The organism is Pusillimonas sp. ANT_WB101, from assembly GCF_008369125.1.
Taxonomy (GTDB): domain Bacteria; phylum Pseudomonadota; class Gammaproteobacteria; order Burkholderiales; family Burkholderiaceae_B; genus Allopusillimonas.
The window spans coordinates 164,853-180,188 of sequence record NZ_VOAY01000004.1 but is presented as its reverse complement, the minus strand read 5'-3'; the positions used below and the strand labels follow the sequence as shown (position 1 = coordinate 180,188).

The window sequence follows — 15,336 nt, the reverse complement described above, 5'->3', positions numbered from 1 at the left end:
AAGAGCATGATTCTACACTATTCCAGCATCGTCTGCTTGCAGATGGATACCTGTGGGTTACGCCAGCGAGGTTCTCTGCAGACAAGGGTTTGTTAAATGCGCTATGCGGATGTCGGCATGAACGGTACAAGACCGAGTTTAGCTGTGGTTGACGGTAAGGCGCGTGCTGCCATGCGGGGAGGCAGCCGGGCGCTTCACGAGGTTGACCGTGCGCATTGCATTGTATGTGTGATGCGCAGGAGCGCGAGCGTGCCGCGCGCAGCAGACGGGGCTTAATCGATTGTTGGAAGTGTTGGCGCCACGTCGCGCCATTGGCCCGGCAATAAACCTGCCAAAGCCCAAGTCCCCACTTGTGCCCGCACAAGCCTTAGGGTTGGCAGACCGACAGCGGCGGTCATGCGTCGCACCTGGCGGTTGCGCCCTTCATGGATCACCAGAGTTATCCATGTGGTGGGAATGCTTTTGCGAAAACGCACGGGTGGGGTACGCGGCCAGAGGTCGGGCGGTGGGATGATCTGGGCCTCACTGGCTGTGGCAAGGCCGTCTTTAAGTATGACGCCGTCGCGCAATTGTTGCAATTGCGTGTTGGATGGCTCGCCTTCTATCTGCACCCAGTAGGTTTTGGCGATTTTGTACTTGGGGTCAGCAATGCGTGCCTGGAGTCGGCCATCATTGGTAAGCAGCAGCAGGCCTTCGCTGTCACGATCCAGCCTTCCGGCAGGGTAGACGTCGGGCACATTGACAAAGTCTTTCAGTGTGGCGCGGCCCTGTTCATCGGAAAATTGCGGCAATACATCGTACGGTTTGTTCAGCACGATGAGTCGTGGCTGCTCAGGTGGGGGCTTGACCGTGCGAGCTGCATGCGGGGTGCCCGGTCGAAGTCGGCGTAGTGGGTAAGCAGGAGCAGGCATGGGGCCGTCCGATAAGGTGGCTAGCGAAACACGCTTGAGCGAAATTGTGGCAGTAATGATGGGAGTTTACAGGTATCAATCTCATTGGCTATCAATATATAAAAATATATACTATAATAATATAAATTGAATGTCGAGTTACCTACTATGAGTCAGGGCCCAACAACACTTTCTCCCGATCAACTGCGCGCACACGCCAGCGAGGCGTGTGCGCTGCTAAAAACACTGGCTAATGAGGATCGTCTTCTGTTGCTGTGCCAGTTAAGCGTGGCACCGCAGAACGTCAGCGAACTTGAGTCTGCGCTGGGTATCCGCCAACCAACACTGTCGCAGCAATTGGCTGTCTTGCGGCAAGAAGGCGTGGTCGCCACCGAAAAGCGCGGCAAGTACGTTTATTACCACTTGGCCAGCGACGAAGTTGTCCAGATCATGCGCACGCTTTGGGGCATTTATTGCGCCCCGTGACTGTCGCCCGTATTTGTTCGTCGCTAACTTTGCTGTTCCCGTCGATGATAAAGGAGTCTCCATGACGACACACTACAAGGATCTAACGCAGGAAGTAAAAGGCAATCTGGCTGCATTGCATAAAACGGTGCCACAAGTTATGAAAGGCTTTGGCGAACTGGGCAAGGCGGCCCTGGCCCCTGGTGCGCTAGACGCTAAAACCAAAGAGCTGATTGCACTTGCGATCGGCGTGGCAGCACGCTGCGACGGTTGTATTGGATTCCACACGCAGGCGTTGGTGCGCCTGGAGGCAACGCGTGAAGAAGTATTTGAAGCGTTAGGCGTTGCTGTTTACATGGGTGGCGGTCCAGCCACGATGTATGCCTCGAACGCCGCTGCGGCATTTGAAGAGTTTTCTGAAGAAACAGCCCTCATTGGAGATCGTTGATATGACACCAACTGATTACGTAACCACCGTATTCGATGGCAAGAGCAACCCAGAGAAAGTTACCGTAACCTTTACCATGGCGCTTAATGCGGTGCTCAAGGGGTATAGCAGCACTGTTATTCTTATGGTCGAGGCCGTTGAACTCGGCAAGCCCGGTGCGATGAAGGGCATGAATATAGGCGCGCCGTTTGAGCCAGTTCAAGACTTGCTCGAAAAGTATCTGGAAAAGGGCGGGCAGGTTGCCATTTGTGGCGCGTGCATGATTCACAATGGCATGAACGCCGAGCAGATGGACCCCAGGTATCCCGTGATCACAGCGCCTGATGTGATTGACCTGTTGATGGGAGCCAAGGGGTCATTACAGGTTACCTGAGCGCCCTTGCGTGAGGTTGCCTGAGACCCCGATAGCGGGCAGGCACATGCTTGCCCGCAGCCCCGGTCTGGCGTCGGAAAACTCTAACCAGCCTTGGTGCAAGGCCATGATGGCCCGTACACTTGCTAAACCTAGGCCGTGGCCAGAAACACTGGCGTCAAGGCGATAAAAGCGGGTGCCCACGCGATCAAATTCAGTGGCGGGTATGCCGGGGCCGTCATCGCTGATGGCAACCCGGGCGCAACCCATATTGTCAACAAACACCCCAATGGTGACGCCAGTGCGGGCATGCTTAAGCCCGTTCTCAATCAGGTTTGCGCAGGCGCTGGCCAGCAGGTCGGCATCGCCAGGCACCCAGATCGGTGCGCATGGCTTGAGCTCCAGGGTTTTTCCCTCTTCTTCTGCCACGGCCGAATACATCTCAAACACATCTTCCACAATGACATCCAGTCGTCGTGAGCGAAACGTCTGACGCCGCACGCCTGCTTCGATTTCGGCAAGCTGCAGCATTTTTCCAAACAGCACGTTCAGTGACTCGATTTCTTCCATTGCGGCGGCAGCTGCCTGGCGCATTTCATCGGGGCTAGTGCCAGGTTGCAATGCCAGGCGAAGGCGACCCGTGACGCGTGTAAGCGGCGTACGCAGGTTATGTGCAATAGTGTCTGAAACATGCCGAACGCCATTCATCAATGCTTCGATTCTGTCGAGCATGGTGTTGATGTCTTGATTAAGCAACGTAAATTCGTCTTCAGCATGTGAAATAGGAATGCGTTGTGACAACTGGCCCGCACTGACCTTTTTCGTAATCTGCCGTATGGTTCCTACCCGGTACTCCAGTTCGCGCCTGAATATATAGGCCCCGAGCATGACGAGTACCATGGCCAGCACAATGGCCGCCGCAATGCCTTGCAGAATGAGGGTAGTAACGTTGTCGATTTCGCTTAGATCTTGCCCCACAAACAATATGGATCCATCAGCCAGGTGATAGGCAATAAAGTGGCCTGGCTGTCGCCGACCGTTTCTGAAGATATCGCCTTGGAAAAGGCCAAGATAAGTAGGCTGTGAAGTAGGGAGCGCGTCGATATTACCGGCCAGCTTGTGGTACTGCGCGTCAACCAGCAAATAAGCTTGGCGTTCTGAGTCGATGCGATCTGAGACGATTAGGTTGATGGCCTTGATCAGGCCTTCGCGCCCCTGATCTTCGTAAACGATTGCCATACGTTGTGCCGTAGCGGTTATCTGCTGATATCGCTGTGTGTGCAATGCGCCCATCACCTGAAAATAAATAAAGGCGAGCAGAATAAGGGTGGTCAGTATCGCCAGCAGGCCGTAGTTAAAGGTTAGCCGAAACGAAATAGAATTCCACAGGCGTGCGTAAATGCGTTTGAGCGGCCTGATCATTGTTGCTGGGTGGGTGTGGGCTGTTCGTCTGGGAGCCGGTCTGAAAGCATATAGCCCGCACCGCGCACTGTGTGGATCATGGGCGTGTCAAAATCACCATCGATTTTGCGACGCAGTCGGCTTACCTGGACGTCAATAACATTAGACTGAGGGTCAAATCGATAATCCCATACGGCTTCCAGCAGCATGGTGCGGGTTACCACGCTGTGTGCATTGAGCATTAGGTGTGTCAAAAGCCTGAATTCGCGTGGCTGCAGCGCAATAACGCGGCCTGCGCGACTGGTCTCTCGGGTAGCCAGATTGGCGGTCAATTCGCCCACACGCAATTCGCGAACATTGTCGTCTGCCTGCGATCGTCTTATGAGCGCCTTCAGGCGGGCTACAAGTTCGGAAAATGAAAATGGCTTGACGAGGTAGTCATCGCCGCCGGCTTCCAGCCCGCTGATGCGATCATCAATGGCTGAGAGTGCACTGAGCACCAGTACAGGGGTTTTTTTGCCCAGAGCGCGCAGGGTTGAAAGAATGGCCAGCCCGTCAATGTCGCCCGGTAGCATGCGGTCAAGAATAATGGCGTCCCAGTTAGACCGCGTGGCGGCATCGAGGCCTGACCTGCCATCATGACAGGCCACGGCGACATGGCCCAGCTCGCGCAGGCCGTTGACGATGTAACGCGCGTTTTCGCGGTCATCTTCGATGATGAGACAGTGCCACATGGTTATGTTCCGGTTTCGCCTGCGTAAGGGCGAGATATAAGCTTGCAGGGCAGTGTGGGCAGCATCGGCAAAGCCGTGAAGCGCCGTCTGCACAGGCGCACGATAACACTCTGGCCCGGCTCTATTTTAAGCTGGCATGCAGGCAATGTACGCTAGTTGCACTAAGGCCGGGTAAATAGCATGCCTGTGGCGGTTGCAGCAAGCGGAGTTGCTCGTAGCTTATCAAGGGAAAATGCCACAGTTCAAAGGTAAACGCCATAGTATCAAAAACGAAAATTTACTCAGATGAAGCGCCTGCACCAAAAGCAGGCATGCGATGACCCACCCTATGGCAATTGTTGGGGGAAGAGCAGGCAGCACCGTAATGGTCAAGTATATTGTCGCGGCACGGCTGGCCCGCGAAGCCCATTCACGGTGGCGTGTTAATGCTATCTTAGTGCCCATTGTTAACTGATTTACCGCTTGGTCCTCCTTAGTGAGTACGTGGTATGCGAGGAGTGGCTGATGAGCCAGGGTGTGTCGTTGGGGCCGTTGTCCCTACCTTTCGGTGTGCTGCTGCTGGTCGTGTCAGCGATTTTGGCCCTGTTGCTCGCTCGCCGCATTGCGGGTAATGCGCGTGCCCAGGTAGAAGGGCTGCTTTACCGTGGCCTGCTGCTGGGGCTGTTTGCGTCCAGGCTGGCGTTTGTGGTGCAGTACTTTGACGCTTATAGCCGCCATCCATTAACCATGCTGGACATTCGCGATGGTGGGTGGCAGCCGTGGGCAGGGCTGGTCGCGGTCTGGGTGTACGTAATGTGGCTGGCCTGGCGAGCCAAACCTCTGCGCAAGGCCATGCTGGCTGGTGTAATGACGTTTACCGTGGTGTGGCTGGCTGGCACCTTGCTGGTCGGTGTTGAGCGGCAACAAGTAAGAACGTTGCCTGCATTTTCGGCGTCCTTAATGGGTGGCGGGCAGGTTGCGCTGCAAAGCTATGCCGGCAAGCCCACGGTCATTAACTTATGGGCCAGCTGGTGCCCGCCGTGCCGACGTGAAATGCCTGTTTTTGAGCAGGTTCAGAAAGAGCGGCCAGAGATCAATATTGTTATGCTCAATCAGGGTGAGTCGGCAGAGCAGGTGCAGCAGTTTCTACAAGCCAATAAACTGGATTTGCGTGAAGTGCTGCTAGACGCAGGAGGTGATGTTGCCAAAAGGTTTGAGCAGCGCGGCCTGCCCGCCACCTTGTTTTTTGACGCCAATGGGCGGCTGATGGATATGCGTCTGGGTGAATTATCGTACGCAACCTTAACGCATCGCATAAACGCCCTTACACCATAAGCTTGCCTTGTTCCCGAGATCAAAATAAAAAACCGCAGGGTTCGGCACCTTGCCGCGATTAATGTCCGAGCTGAAACTGATGTTCGCCGCCAGTCTGTAGGCTGGTCACCAGCCAGGCGTGCAGATTCGGTATTATTATGCAGGCGGCTTTGCCGAACAGTACTATCGTCGTATTGCCCTCAGGCGTGTGCTTTGAGGTTACACGGAGCACCCCGATGAGCGCGTTGCGCGTTTTCCTTATACGTACCAACCAGCCCATGCTTGAGCTGGAAAGCCCGCCTCACGTACCGCCAGAAGATGGTTTTATCTGGCTGGCCGTGGAGCGCGAGCAGGTTCGCCAGCATATGGAAGATCTGCAGGTCACATTGCACCAGTTGACGGGCCTGCGCTTGCTTGATCTGCATGTTTCTGATTTGCTCAATACGCATTTGCCGTCGCGGTTTGATTACACGTCCGGCTATAACCAACTGGTATTCCGGCGTCTTGCCGATGCTGTGCCTGTGTCGGCGCCTACAGGTCAAACGGACGCCAAGGTGCCCAAAGCTAAAATACATGCTGTTGCGCCGCTTGTTACCGGAAAGGCTCAGACCGAGCCGGTGGGCTTTGTAGCATTTGATAGGGTGCTGCTGAGCATACATCCAGATCATTGCACGGTCGTAGATACGTTTGTGCAGCGTCTGAGCCTGCTGGCTCCTGTCAATGACGGGCGCTCCGCAGCGGCGCAGCCAGGTAGTATGTCGCGCCTGCCTCTATCACCCGCCGATCTCATGCTGCGGATAATCAGTCTAATGGTCGATGCCTATCTCGATTTGCGCAAAACCATGAGCCAGCAACTTGATCATTGGCAATACCGCCTGCTGCAGGCAGATACACGATTTGATGACTGGGACAGCCTGCTCAAGGCCAGACAGGCGTTGCACCATCTGGATGATCTTTGTGATGACCAGCATGTAGCGCTCAGCGACTGGATGGACATGCTCGAACAATGGCCAGAGGCTAGTACTGAGCAGGAAAGGCGTGAGCGCGAGTTACTCATGGTGCGTACACGTGATGTGTTGGAGCATATTGAGCGGGTGGTGCATCATATCCGCCAGCTTGAGCGTAATGCCGAGACAGCCGTGCAAATCCATTTCAATATCCAGAGTAACCGAGCCAACGACGTGATGCGTACACTAACTGCCATCACGGCGGTGTTCTTGCCACTTAATCTCATCGCGGGTGTCTTTGGCATGAATTTCGTTGCCATACCCTGGTTGCAATCCCCGTTGGGGTTCTGGGGCACGATGACGGTCATGCTGATGATAGCGGTCGGTCTGCTGCTCTATTTTTCGCGCAAGCAGTATTTTTCAGATGACAAACAAGAGCGTAAACGTTAACAGCAGTCAGATGCCGGGCATGTGTGCAAAAGCCACGGTCTAAAAAGCCGAGGAGTGCGTCCACACATACAGTGATACAGACGATAACAACATAGGGAGACAAGAAATGTTGCCCGGCTGGCTTGTGCTGGTGTCCTTGGTGTATGCCGCATTGCTCTTTGCGGTTGCCTGGGTAGGCGACAGGTATCCTCTATACCCTCAACGACCCTGGCTGCGGCCTGCGGTCTATAGCCTGGCGCTGGCGGTGTATTGTTCGTCATGGACGTTTTACGGCGCCGTGGGTTCGGCCGTGCACTTTGGCATCGGTTATCTGCCTATTTATCTTGGCCCTCTGCTTTTACTGCTGTTTGGCTGGCGCATTATTGAGCGGCTTGCACTGATAGCCCAGTCGCAGAACACAGTATCCATTGCTGACTTTATCGCCTCGCGCTATGGACGTTCACAGCGCCTGGCGGCACTGGTGTCAGTGATCGCCATTGTGGCTGCCATTCCGTATCTGGCTCTTCAGTACAAAGCGGTGGCGATCAGCCTGGGCGTGCTGGGCGGCTCAGGCATGATCTACACCACGTTTGGCGACCCCGCGCTCTATGTGGCGGCACTGATGGCCATATTTTCCATACTGTTCGGAACGCGGCAGGTTGACGCGACCGAACACCGCCCTGGCCTGATGCTGGCCGTGGCGTTTGAGTCGCTGGTCAAGCTTATCGCGCTGGTCGTGGTTGGGCTGTCTGCGGTGCGCTGGTTCTCGGTGTCAGGGTTGAACGTCGTCGGGGCAGCCCAATCGTTAATTGAAAATACGCCACCGGTTGGCTTCGTCAGCCAGACCTTGCTGGCTTTTGCTGCCGTGATCTGCCTGCCGCGGCAATTCCATGTGGCGATTGTTGAGTGCGGCAACGTGGCTGACATACGGCGGGCACGTTGGATGTTTGGTGGTTATCTCATCATCGTGAGTCTGATGGTGCTGCCGATTGCCAGCGCGGGTGTGGCCTTGTTTGGCCGTGGTGGTGATGTCGCAGCTGACAGCTTTGTACTGGCGGTGCCGCTGGTGCAGAATCAGACTACGCTGGCCGTCATGGCCTACATTGGGGGCTTCTCGGCAGCCACAGGCATGGCCATTGTGGTCAGTGTGGCACTGGCTACCATGGTTAGCAATGACTTGGTCATGCCCTTGCTGTTGCGGCGTGGCTGGGGCGGGGCACAGCGTCGTAACGTGGCCTCTCTGGTGCTGTGGATACGACGGGCTGCCATTGTAGGTATAGCGGCCATGGCCTACGGCTATTATCGTGCCAGCGGCTCCGATACGGCGTTGGCTTCGTTTGGCCTTATGGCCTTTGCCGCCGTGGCACAGTTTGGGCCAGGTCTGATCGGGGGCTTGTACTGGCGCGGTGCGAGTCGTAAAGGGGTTGAAGCCGGTATGCTCATCGGCTTTGCCGTGTGGGTTTATACCCTGCTTTTGCCCACCCTCACCGACGCAGGCTGGATGGGCAGCGACTGGCTCACCCAGGGGCTGTTCGGCCTGCAGTGGTTGCGCCCTCACCAGCTGTTTGGCGTCGATGGTTGGGACCCACTCACTCACGGTACCTTCTGGTCATTATTGTTCAATGTGGCGACCATGATGTTGGTGTCGGCACATTGGCGCCCAAGTTTGGGTGAGCGACTGCGCGCGCAGCCTTTTCTCGAACCTTATGCTGCCCGGCGCAGTCTTGACTCTGGCCACTGGCGTGGCAGCTTGCTGGTGAGCGATCTACTGGCCCTGGCGGCGCGTATCGTGGGCGAAAAAACGGCCCGACGGGCATTTGAAGATCGCGCCGCTCAGGCAAATGAGGCGCTGTCAGCAGACTTGCGTGCCGATATGGAATGGGTGCATTTTACCGAACTGCTGCTGGCGGCTGCGATAGGGGCTGCGTCGGCGCGCCTTGTTCTGACCAGCGCCCTCGAAGGGTCGGGTGTCGAGGTGGCAGCTGTCGTGGCCATACTCGATGAGGCCGGACATGAGCTGCGGTTCAATCGCGATATTTTATTGACGACACTCGAGAACATTGATCAGGGCGTCAGTGTGGTGGATGCCGATATGCGACTGGTGGCATGGAACAGTCGTTATCGGCAATTGTTTCAGTATCCCGTCGACATGCTGTATGTGGGCCGCCCTGTTGCGGATTTGATCCGCTTCAATGCTGAGCGGGGCGAGCTCGGTCACATTGAGAGCCTGGATGTTGATAATGAAATCGACAAGCGCATTTCGTATATGCGGGCGGGATCACGCTATGTATATGAACGCCGACTGGGCGCCGATCAGGTTATTGAGCTGCGCGGGCGTCCCCTGCCAGGCGGTGGTTATGTCACCAGTTATACCGATGTCACCGAGTACAAGCGGGTAGAGGGCGAACTGCGCCTTATCAACGAAACACTGGAGCAGCGCGTAACAGCACGTACCCACGAAGCCGAAGTGGCGCAGGAGTCGCGTTCACGCTTTCTTACGGCCATCAGCCATGATGTGCTTCAGCCTATTAATGCAGCGCGCCTGTTCGCCTCGGCCATGAGGGAGACGGTGCAGGCTGATGAACAGCATCATCTGGCCGAGCGCGTGGATACCTCGTTGCGCGCCGCTGAAGAGCTGCTTGACGGGCTGCTGGATGTTTCACGGCTTGATGCCGGAGCATTGCGGCCTGACGTGACCGTGTTTGACGCGTCTGTATTGCTGCAGCAACTGGCTGATCAGTACGCCCCCATGGCTCTTGGCCGTGGACTGGACCTACGCTTGCATGCTCGCCCGGTCTTTGTACGCAGCGACCGCCGTCTGCTCAGGCGGGTTCTGCAGAATTTTCTGGCTAATGCGCTGCGCTATACACGGTCGGGGCGCATTATTCTGTCGGCCCGCAAACGCGGGGATCAGGTCGTTTTGCAGGTTTGGGACACGGGGCCCGGCATTCCGCCCAATCATTTGCAACAGATTTATGAAGAGTTTCACCGTTTTGAGCAGCCCTTTGACTGGGATGGCCGCGGGTTGGGGTTGGGCTTGTCCATATGCCAGAGAATATCCACACTGCTCGGACATACGCTGGGCGCGCGCTCTCAGGTAGGACGGGGCAGTATGTTTTCCATTGCCGTTCCCCGCGCAGAAGCCCCTGCCGTGCTAATGCCTCCGCTTGAGCGGAGCAAGCGGCGAGACGTCTCACTAGACGGGCTGCGTGTTCTGTGTGTTGACAACGATTCAGACATTCTGGCGGGCATGCAGGCTTTGCTGCAACGCTGGCGGGCAGAGGTAATATGCGCGACCACGATAGACGAGGCGCTGGCGCTTATGGCCGAGAACCCGCAGGTTCTATTGGTTGACTACCACCTTCATGACCGTCTGGACGGGCTGGATGGCCTGGACGCTTTGCGGGAACTGGCACCCGGCGTGCCAGGCGCGTTGCTCACCGCCGATGGCAGTGATAGTCTGAAGCAGGCTGCACGTGCTCGAGGGTATCGGGTTTTAACCAAACCAGTTCGGCCGGCTTCCTTACGTGCGTTTCTTGCTGCACACGGCAAACGTTCTTGATGTCAGCGGCCTGCCCGCAGGGCGGGGCGGGATATCAATATGGTTTGCCGCTTAATCCTGGATAGCGGTGTCGTCAGGAATGCCGAGGCGCGAGGCAATAAGCACAGCCTGTGTGCGGTTGGAGGCGCCCAGCTTGCGCATGACGTGTGTCATGTGCGCCTTGATGGTGGCCTCGGAGACATTTAGGTCGTAGGCAATTTGTTTGTTGAGTTGCCCCGAACTGACCATTTGGAGCACCTTGAACTGCTGCGGCGTAAGATCGCGCAGACGGTCGGCGATGGCCATTTCGTCGTCATCGGCGCCGGGGCCGTTTTCAATGCCAACGGGTGCCCACGGAAAACCTTCCAAAATTTGTTGCAAGGCCGCGCCAAGCTGACGGGCATCGGACGATTTTGGAATAAAACCCATGGCGCCATGATCAAGTGCACGGCGCATGATAATGGGTTCTTCATGTGCCGAAATAATGACAATGGGCAGTTGCGGATGCAAAGCCCTCAAGTGGATGAGCGCGCTAAAGCCCCGGGCGCCGGGCATGTCCAGATCCAGCAAGAGCAGGTCGGCGTCGGGATAGCGCTCGACCAGTTGGTACAAACTATCAAACTGGTCGGCTTCATGGATAATTGTCTGCGGAAATGTGCGCGACACCACGCCCCGCAACGCTTCGCGAAACAAGGGGTGGTCATCGGCAATCAGCAGTTCTGTCATGGACGGTTATGAAAAAACATGGCGTTCGGCAAGCAACTGATCAACCACAGATGGGTCGGCCAGCGTGCTGGTGTCACCCAATTGCTCAGGGGCATTCTCTGCAATTTTACGCAAAATACGGCGCATGATTTTGCCCGACCTGGTTTTGGGTAAAGAGGGCGCCCATTGCAGGTGATCGGGTGTAGCAATGGGGCCGATCTCCTTGCGTATGAACGCGACCAGTTCCTTGCGTAATTCTTCGCTGGGCTCTTCGCCGGTTACCAGGGTGACGTACATGTAAATGCCCTGGCCTTTGATCTCGTGCCCAAACCCCACTGCGGCGGCTTCGGCAACCTTGGGGTGCGCCACCAGCGCGCTTTCCAACTCTGCAGTACCAATGCGGTGGCCGCTGACGTTGATGACATCATCGACCCGCCCGGTGATCCAGTAGTACCCGTCGTCATCACGACGGCAACCGTCGCCTGTAAAGTAAGAGCCTGGATACGTGCTGAAGTAGGTTTCGATAAACCGGGCATGATCGCCGTAAAGCGTGCGGGCCTGGCCAGGCCATGAGTCGGTGATGATCAGGTTGCCCTGGCCCGGGCCTTCGATGATCTCGCCATTGCTGTCGACCAGCGCAGGACGAACACCAAAGAAGGGTACGGTCGCTGCACCGGGCTTGGTGTCGATGGCGCCGGGTAGTGGTGCAATAAGAATGCCGCCATTTTCCGTTTGCCACCAGGTGTCTACGATAGGCAGGCGACTATCGCCCACGACGTCGTGATACCAGCGCCATGCTTCGGGGTTAATGGGCTCGCCCACTGTGCCCAGCAGGCGTAATGACTTGCGGGAAGTGGCCTTCACGGGCTCGGCGCCCTCCCGCATGAGTGAGCGAATGGCGGTGGGTGCGGTATAAAAAATGGTGACCTGGTGCCTGTCGACTACGCGCCAGAAGCGCGATACATCAGGGTAGGTTGGCACACCTTCGAAGATGAGGCTTGTGGCGCCATTGAGCAGCGGGCCGTACACAATATAGCTGTGGCCGGTAATCCAGCCTATGTCGGCCGTGCACCAGAACACGTCTTCTTCGCGCAGATCAAACACCGCCTCATGCGTGTAGCCTGCATAAACCAGATAGCCTCCCGTTGTGTGCACCACGCCCTTGGGTTTGCCGGTACTGCCTGAGGTGTACAAAATAAACAGAGGGTCTTCGGCATTCATGCGCTCAGGTTCGCATACGTCAGGCTGGCCTTCCGTAGCTTTATCCAGCCACAGATCACGGCCTTCTTGCATGGGAACTTCCGCGCCGGTGTGACGCAGCACAAAAACGGTTTCTACACAGTCGGTGCCGGGCAATTCAAGCGCCGCATCTACATTGGTCTTCAGCGAAACGGCCCGCCCGCCGCGCATGCCTTCGTCGGCGGTAATGACGACTTTGGCACCGCAGTCGCGGATACGATCGGCCAGCGAAGTTGGCGAAAAACCGCCAAACACCACATTGTGGACGGCTCCAATGCGTGCGCAGGCCAGCAATGCCACGGCAGCGTCCACGACCATGGGCAGATAGACGTTGACGCGGTCGCCCTTGCCTACGCCAGCTGTACGCAGGGCATTGCCAAGGCGGCATACGCGCTGGTGCAGTTCGCGGTATGTGACGCGCTGTGCGGGGGCGTCAGGATTGTCTGATTCCCAGATAATCGCGGCTTTGTCGCCGCGTGCTTCCAGGTGGCGGTCCAGACAATTTACCGAAGCGTTAAGTTCGCCATCTTCATACCAGCGAATGCGGAAATCGTCAGCGGCAAAACTTACGTCACGAATTTGCGTGGGTTCGCGATACCACTCAAGGCGGCTGGCTGCCTTTTTCCAGAAACCTTCGGGGTCTTGCAGAGACTCCTGGTATTGCTGATGGTATTGCTCGGCAGTGATGGTGTTCGGGCCGGCAAAGCCAGTGGGTACTGGGTACAGTTCGCGTGCTTCAGTCATGATGGTTTACCTCGTTTCTGATGTTGCGCCGGCGATGCGTAGGGCGTATCGCTGGCTGGCAGTTGTGTGGATGCTACCCGCTTGCGCGGGGTGCGCTACAGACGGCAGGCGGAGCGAGTTTCGCCTGCACGTCCTGCGCTATCAGTGAGCGACGGCCGTTGTCGCGCCCAGGCCTGTTTCGCTACGCACTCTCAGCGCATCGAAAGCCTGGCGTTCTTTTACCGCTTGCTTGCTATTGTCCAACACTGAGAACAGCCAGATGGCAATAAATGCTAGGGGTATGGAGAAAATGCCTGGGTTGGGGAAGGGTACGATAGATTCTGCAAAACCGAAGACGTCTACCCATACCGTTTTGCTCAGTACAACCCAGATTGTTGCCGAGGCCAGCCCCAGGAAGCCGCCAATGGTAGCACCGCGTGTGGTGCAGCCGCGCCATGCGATCGACAGTACCAACACCGGGAAGTTGGCGCTGGCGGCGATGGCAAAGGCTAGGCCCACCATAAAGGCGACGTTCTGGTTTTCAAAGATAATACCCAGCAAAATGGCCAGCACACCCAGTACGACTGTGGACAAACGTGAAATACGCATTTGCTGTGCTTCGGTGGCCCGGCCTCGTGCAAACACGTTGGCGTACAGGTCATGTGAGATGGCTGCAGCGCCCGCCAGTGCCAGCCCCGATACCACGGCCACAATGGTGGCAAAGGTAACGGCTGCCAGAAAGCCCAGCAGCAGGCTGCCACCCACGGCATTCGACAGGTGTACGGCAACCATGTTGGTGCCGCCGATCAGGCCGTTGATAATGTCTATCGTGCCATCAGGACCCGCCGTGAAATACTCGGGGTGACGCACCAGCAGTGCGACGGCGCCAAAGCCGATGATAAAAGTCAGCAGGTAAAAATAACCAATGAACGAGCTGGCATAAATGACCGACTTGCGGGCTTCCTGTGCATTGGGCACGGTAAAAAAGCGCATCAAAATATGCGGCAGACCTGCTGTGCCGAATGCCAGGCCAATACCCAGTGACAGCGCGTTCAGAGGGTTGCTGCTGACTTGCGAGCCCGGCGCCATAATGCTCAGGCCAGACGGGTGGACCCGTACCGCTTCTGCCAGCATGGCGTCGGGGCTGAACTTGAACAGCGCCAGCACCAAAAATGCCATCAGTGTCGCGCCAAACAGCATGAGCACGGCCTTGATGATCTGCACCCATGTGGTCGCTGTCATGCCGCCAAACGTTACATAAATCATCATCAGCGAACCGACAATAATTACCGCCACGTTGTAATTCAGGCCGAACAGCAGCACGATAAGCTTGCCTGCGCCCACCATTTGAGCGATCAGATACAAAGCAATAATGAGCAGCGAGGCGCTGGCCGCCAGCACGCGCATGGGCGTCTGCGACAGACGATACGACGTTACGTCGGCGAAATTGAAACGGCCCAGGTTGCGCAGGCGTTCAGCGATCAAAAACATAACAACCGGCCAGCCAAACAGGAAGCCGACGGCGTAGATCATGCCGTCAAATCCGCTGACGTACACCATGCCGGCAATGCCTAAAAACGAGGCCGCCGACAGGTAATCGCCGGCGATGGCCAGGCCATTCTGAAAGCCCGTGATGCCGCCGCCAGCCGTGTAAAAGTCAGAAGTAGTGTGCGTGCGGCGCGCAGCCCAGAACGTCAGCACCATGGTGCCCGCGATAAACGTAAGAAACATGGCGATGGCGGGGATGTTTGCCCCGCCAGTCGCTGCCATGGCCGGAGACATGGTCATGGCCATGAGCAGCAGGCTCTTGAGTAGTGTGTTCATGACACTTTCCTCACAATGGTTTTCAGAAGCGGGTCAAACCTTTTGTTGGAAAAGTGCACATACAGGGCCACGAGAATAATGGCGCTGATGGTGATAAAGGTTCCTGTAAGAATGCCAACACTGATGGTTGCGCCAGCCCCGATGGGGCGGGCGAATAACTCGGGGTTAAACGCTAGGGTGAGGATGAAACCTGAGTAAATGACGAGTGTCGTCACGAAAAACGCCAAGCTCACGCGTCCGCGTGTCCTGATCAGTTCTTGGTATTCGGGCAATTGCATAACCGCCTGCACCATGCGGTCATTTTCGCTGGATGGCATGTTTGTCTCCGGTGTTTTTGTTTAACGT

Annotated in this window: 13 protein-coding genes; 6 read left to right on the top strand and 7 right to left on the bottom strand. The window is 56.5% G+C overall.

Annotated features, from left to right (window positions below; genetic code table 11):
• Nucleotides 1–272: 272 nt before the first annotated feature.
• Complete coding sequence (locus FQ179_RS16975; RefSeq protein WP_149398508.1) at nt 273–911, bottom strand: pseudouridine synthase; 639 nt, start codon at nt 909–911, stop codon at nt 273–275.
• A gap of 147 nt (nt 912–1,058) precedes the next feature.
• Between FQ179_RS16975 and FQ179_RS16970 the strand changes: the two genes are divergently transcribed.
• The 3 genes from FQ179_RS16970 to FQ179_RS16960 all read left to right on the top strand — a co-directional run bounded on the left by FQ179_RS16970 (nt 1,059) and on the right by FQ179_RS16960 (nt 2,176).
• The gene (locus FQ179_RS16970) at nt 1,059–1,376 is read left to right on the top strand and encodes a helix-turn-helix transcriptional regulator (RefSeq protein ID WP_149398507.1); all 318 of its coding nucleotides are present in this window, start codon (nt 1,059–1,061) and stop codon (nt 1,374–1,376) included.
• Between the two features lie 61 nt (nt 1,377–1,437).
• The gene (locus FQ179_RS16965) at nt 1,438–1,803 is read left to right on the top strand and encodes a carboxymuconolactone decarboxylase family protein (protein WP_149398506.1); all 366 of its coding nucleotides are present in this window, start codon (nt 1,438–1,440) and stop codon (nt 1,801–1,803) included.
• Nucleotide 1,804: 1 nt separating this feature from the next.
• A complete protein-coding gene (locus tag FQ179_RS16960) occupies nt 1,805–2,176 on the top strand; it encodes a DsrE family protein (RefSeq protein WP_149398505.1) in 372 nt (123 codons plus the stop codon).
• On the opposite strand, the gene FQ179_RS16955 is transcribed toward FQ179_RS16960, so the two are convergent.
• Both FQ179_RS16955 and FQ179_RS16950 read right to left on the bottom strand, forming a co-directional pair.
• Nucleotides 2,162–3,577 (bottom strand): ATP-binding protein, encoded by a 1,416-nt coding sequence (locus FQ179_RS16955; RefSeq protein ID WP_149398504.1) that lies wholly within the window; start codon nt 3,575–3,577, stop codon nt 2,162–2,164. The two genes, FQ179_RS16960 and FQ179_RS16955, sit on opposite strands and share 15 nt — an antisense overlap.
• A complete protein-coding gene (locus FQ179_RS16950; RefSeq protein WP_149398503.1) occupies nt 3,574–4,290 on the bottom strand; it encodes a response regulator transcription factor in 717 nt (238 codons plus the stop codon). Before FQ179_RS16950 ends, FQ179_RS16955 begins: the two co-directional genes overlap by 4 nt.
• Before the next feature lie 504 nt (nt 4,291–4,794).
• On the opposite strand from FQ179_RS16950, the gene FQ179_RS16945 reads away from it, so the two are divergent.
• The 3 genes from FQ179_RS16945 to FQ179_RS16935 all read left to right on the top strand — a co-directional run bounded on the left by FQ179_RS16945 (nt 4,795) and on the right by FQ179_RS16935 (nt 10,521).
• The gene (locus tag FQ179_RS16945) at nt 4,795–5,604 is read left to right on the top strand and encodes a TlpA disulfide reductase family protein (RefSeq protein WP_149398502.1); all 810 of its coding nucleotides are present in this window, start codon (nt 4,795–4,797) and stop codon (nt 5,602–5,604) included.
• A gap of 215 nt (nt 5,605–5,819) precedes the next feature.
• Nucleotides 5,820–6,980: a magnesium transporter CorA family protein gene (locus FQ179_RS16940; protein WP_149398501.1), complete on the top strand. Its 1,161-nt coding sequence runs from the start codon at nt 5,820–5,822 to the stop codon at nt 6,978–6,980.
• Between the two features lie 106 nt (nt 6,981–7,086).
• Entirely contained in the window at nt 7,087–10,521 is a 3,435-nt protein-coding gene (locus tag FQ179_RS16935) for a PAS domain-containing hybrid sensor histidine kinase/response regulator (protein WP_149398500.1), read from the top strand.
• Nucleotides 10,522–10,572: 51 nt separating this feature from the next.
• On the opposite strand, the gene FQ179_RS16930 is transcribed toward FQ179_RS16935, so the two are convergent.
• The 4 genes from FQ179_RS16930 to FQ179_RS16915 all read right to left on the bottom strand — a co-directional run bounded on the left by FQ179_RS16930 (nt 10,573) and on the right by FQ179_RS16915 (nt 15,308).
• A complete protein-coding gene (locus tag FQ179_RS16930) occupies nt 10,573–11,226 on the bottom strand; it encodes a response regulator transcription factor (protein WP_149398499.1) in 654 nt (217 codons plus the stop codon).
• A 6-nt stretch (nt 11,227–11,232) separates the two neighbouring features.
• Nucleotides 11,233–13,188 (bottom strand): acetate--CoA ligase, encoded by a 1,956-nt coding sequence (gene acs, locus FQ179_RS16925; RefSeq protein ID WP_149398498.1) that lies wholly within the window; start codon nt 13,186–13,188, stop codon nt 11,233–11,235.
• A 141-nt stretch (nt 13,189–13,329) separates the two neighbouring features.
• A complete protein-coding gene (locus FQ179_RS16920; RefSeq protein WP_149398497.1) occupies nt 13,330–14,991 on the bottom strand; it encodes a cation acetate symporter in 1,662 nt (553 codons plus the stop codon).
• Nucleotides 14,988–15,308 (bottom strand): DUF485 domain-containing protein, encoded by a 321-nt coding sequence (locus FQ179_RS16915; protein WP_149398496.1) that lies wholly within the window; start codon nt 15,306–15,308, stop codon nt 14,988–14,990. Before FQ179_RS16915 ends, FQ179_RS16920 begins: the two co-directional genes overlap by 4 nt.
• Nucleotides 15,309–15,336 lie beyond the last annotated feature (28 nt).

Bases quoted from the DNA above. Each gene is read 5' to 3' on its own strand.
- FQ179_RS16975 (WP_149398508.1), bottom strand. From the start codon at position 911: ATGCCTGCTCCTGCTTACCCACTACGCCGACTTCGACCGGGCACCCCG.
- FQ179_RS16970 (WP_149398507.1), top strand. From the start codon at position 1,059: ATGAGTCAGGGCCCAACAACACTTTCTCCCGATCAACTGCGCGCACAC.
- FQ179_RS16965 (WP_149398506.1), top strand. From the start codon at position 1,438: ATGACGACACACTACAAGGATCTAACGCAGGAAGTAAAAGGCAATCTG.
- FQ179_RS16960 (WP_149398505.1), top strand. From the start codon at position 1,805: ATGACACCAACTGATTACGTAACCACCGTATTCGATGGCAAGAGCAAC.
- FQ179_RS16955 (WP_149398504.1), bottom strand. From the start codon at position 3,577: ATGATCAGGCCGCTCAAACGCATTTACGCACGCCTGTGGAATTCTATT.
- FQ179_RS16950 (WP_149398503.1), bottom strand. From the start codon at position 4,290: ATGTGGCACTGTCTCATCATCGAAGATGACCGCGAAAACGCGCGTTAC.
- FQ179_RS16945 (WP_149398502.1), top strand. From the start codon at position 4,795: ATGAGCCAGGGTGTGTCGTTGGGGCCGTTGTCCCTACCTTTCGGTGTG.
- FQ179_RS16940 (WP_149398501.1), top strand. From the start codon at position 5,820: ATGAGCGCGTTGCGCGTTTTCCTTATACGTACCAACCAGCCCATGCTT.
- FQ179_RS16935 (WP_149398500.1), top strand. From the start codon at position 7,087: ATGTTGCCCGGCTGGCTTGTGCTGGTGTCCTTGGTGTATGCCGCATTG.
- FQ179_RS16930 (WP_149398499.1), bottom strand. From the start codon at position 11,226: ATGACAGAACTGCTGATTGCCGATGACCACCCCTTGTTTCGCGAAGCG.
- acs (WP_149398498.1), bottom strand. From the start codon at position 13,188: ATGACTGAAGCACGCGAACTGTACCCAGTACCCACTGGCTTTGCCGGC.
- FQ179_RS16920 (WP_149398497.1), bottom strand. From the start codon at position 14,991: ATGAACACACTACTCAAGAGCCTGCTGCTCATGGCCATGACCATGTCT.
- FQ179_RS16915 (WP_149398496.1), bottom strand. From the start codon at position 15,308: ATGCCATCCAGCGAAAATGACCGCATGGTGCAGGCGGTTATGCAATTG.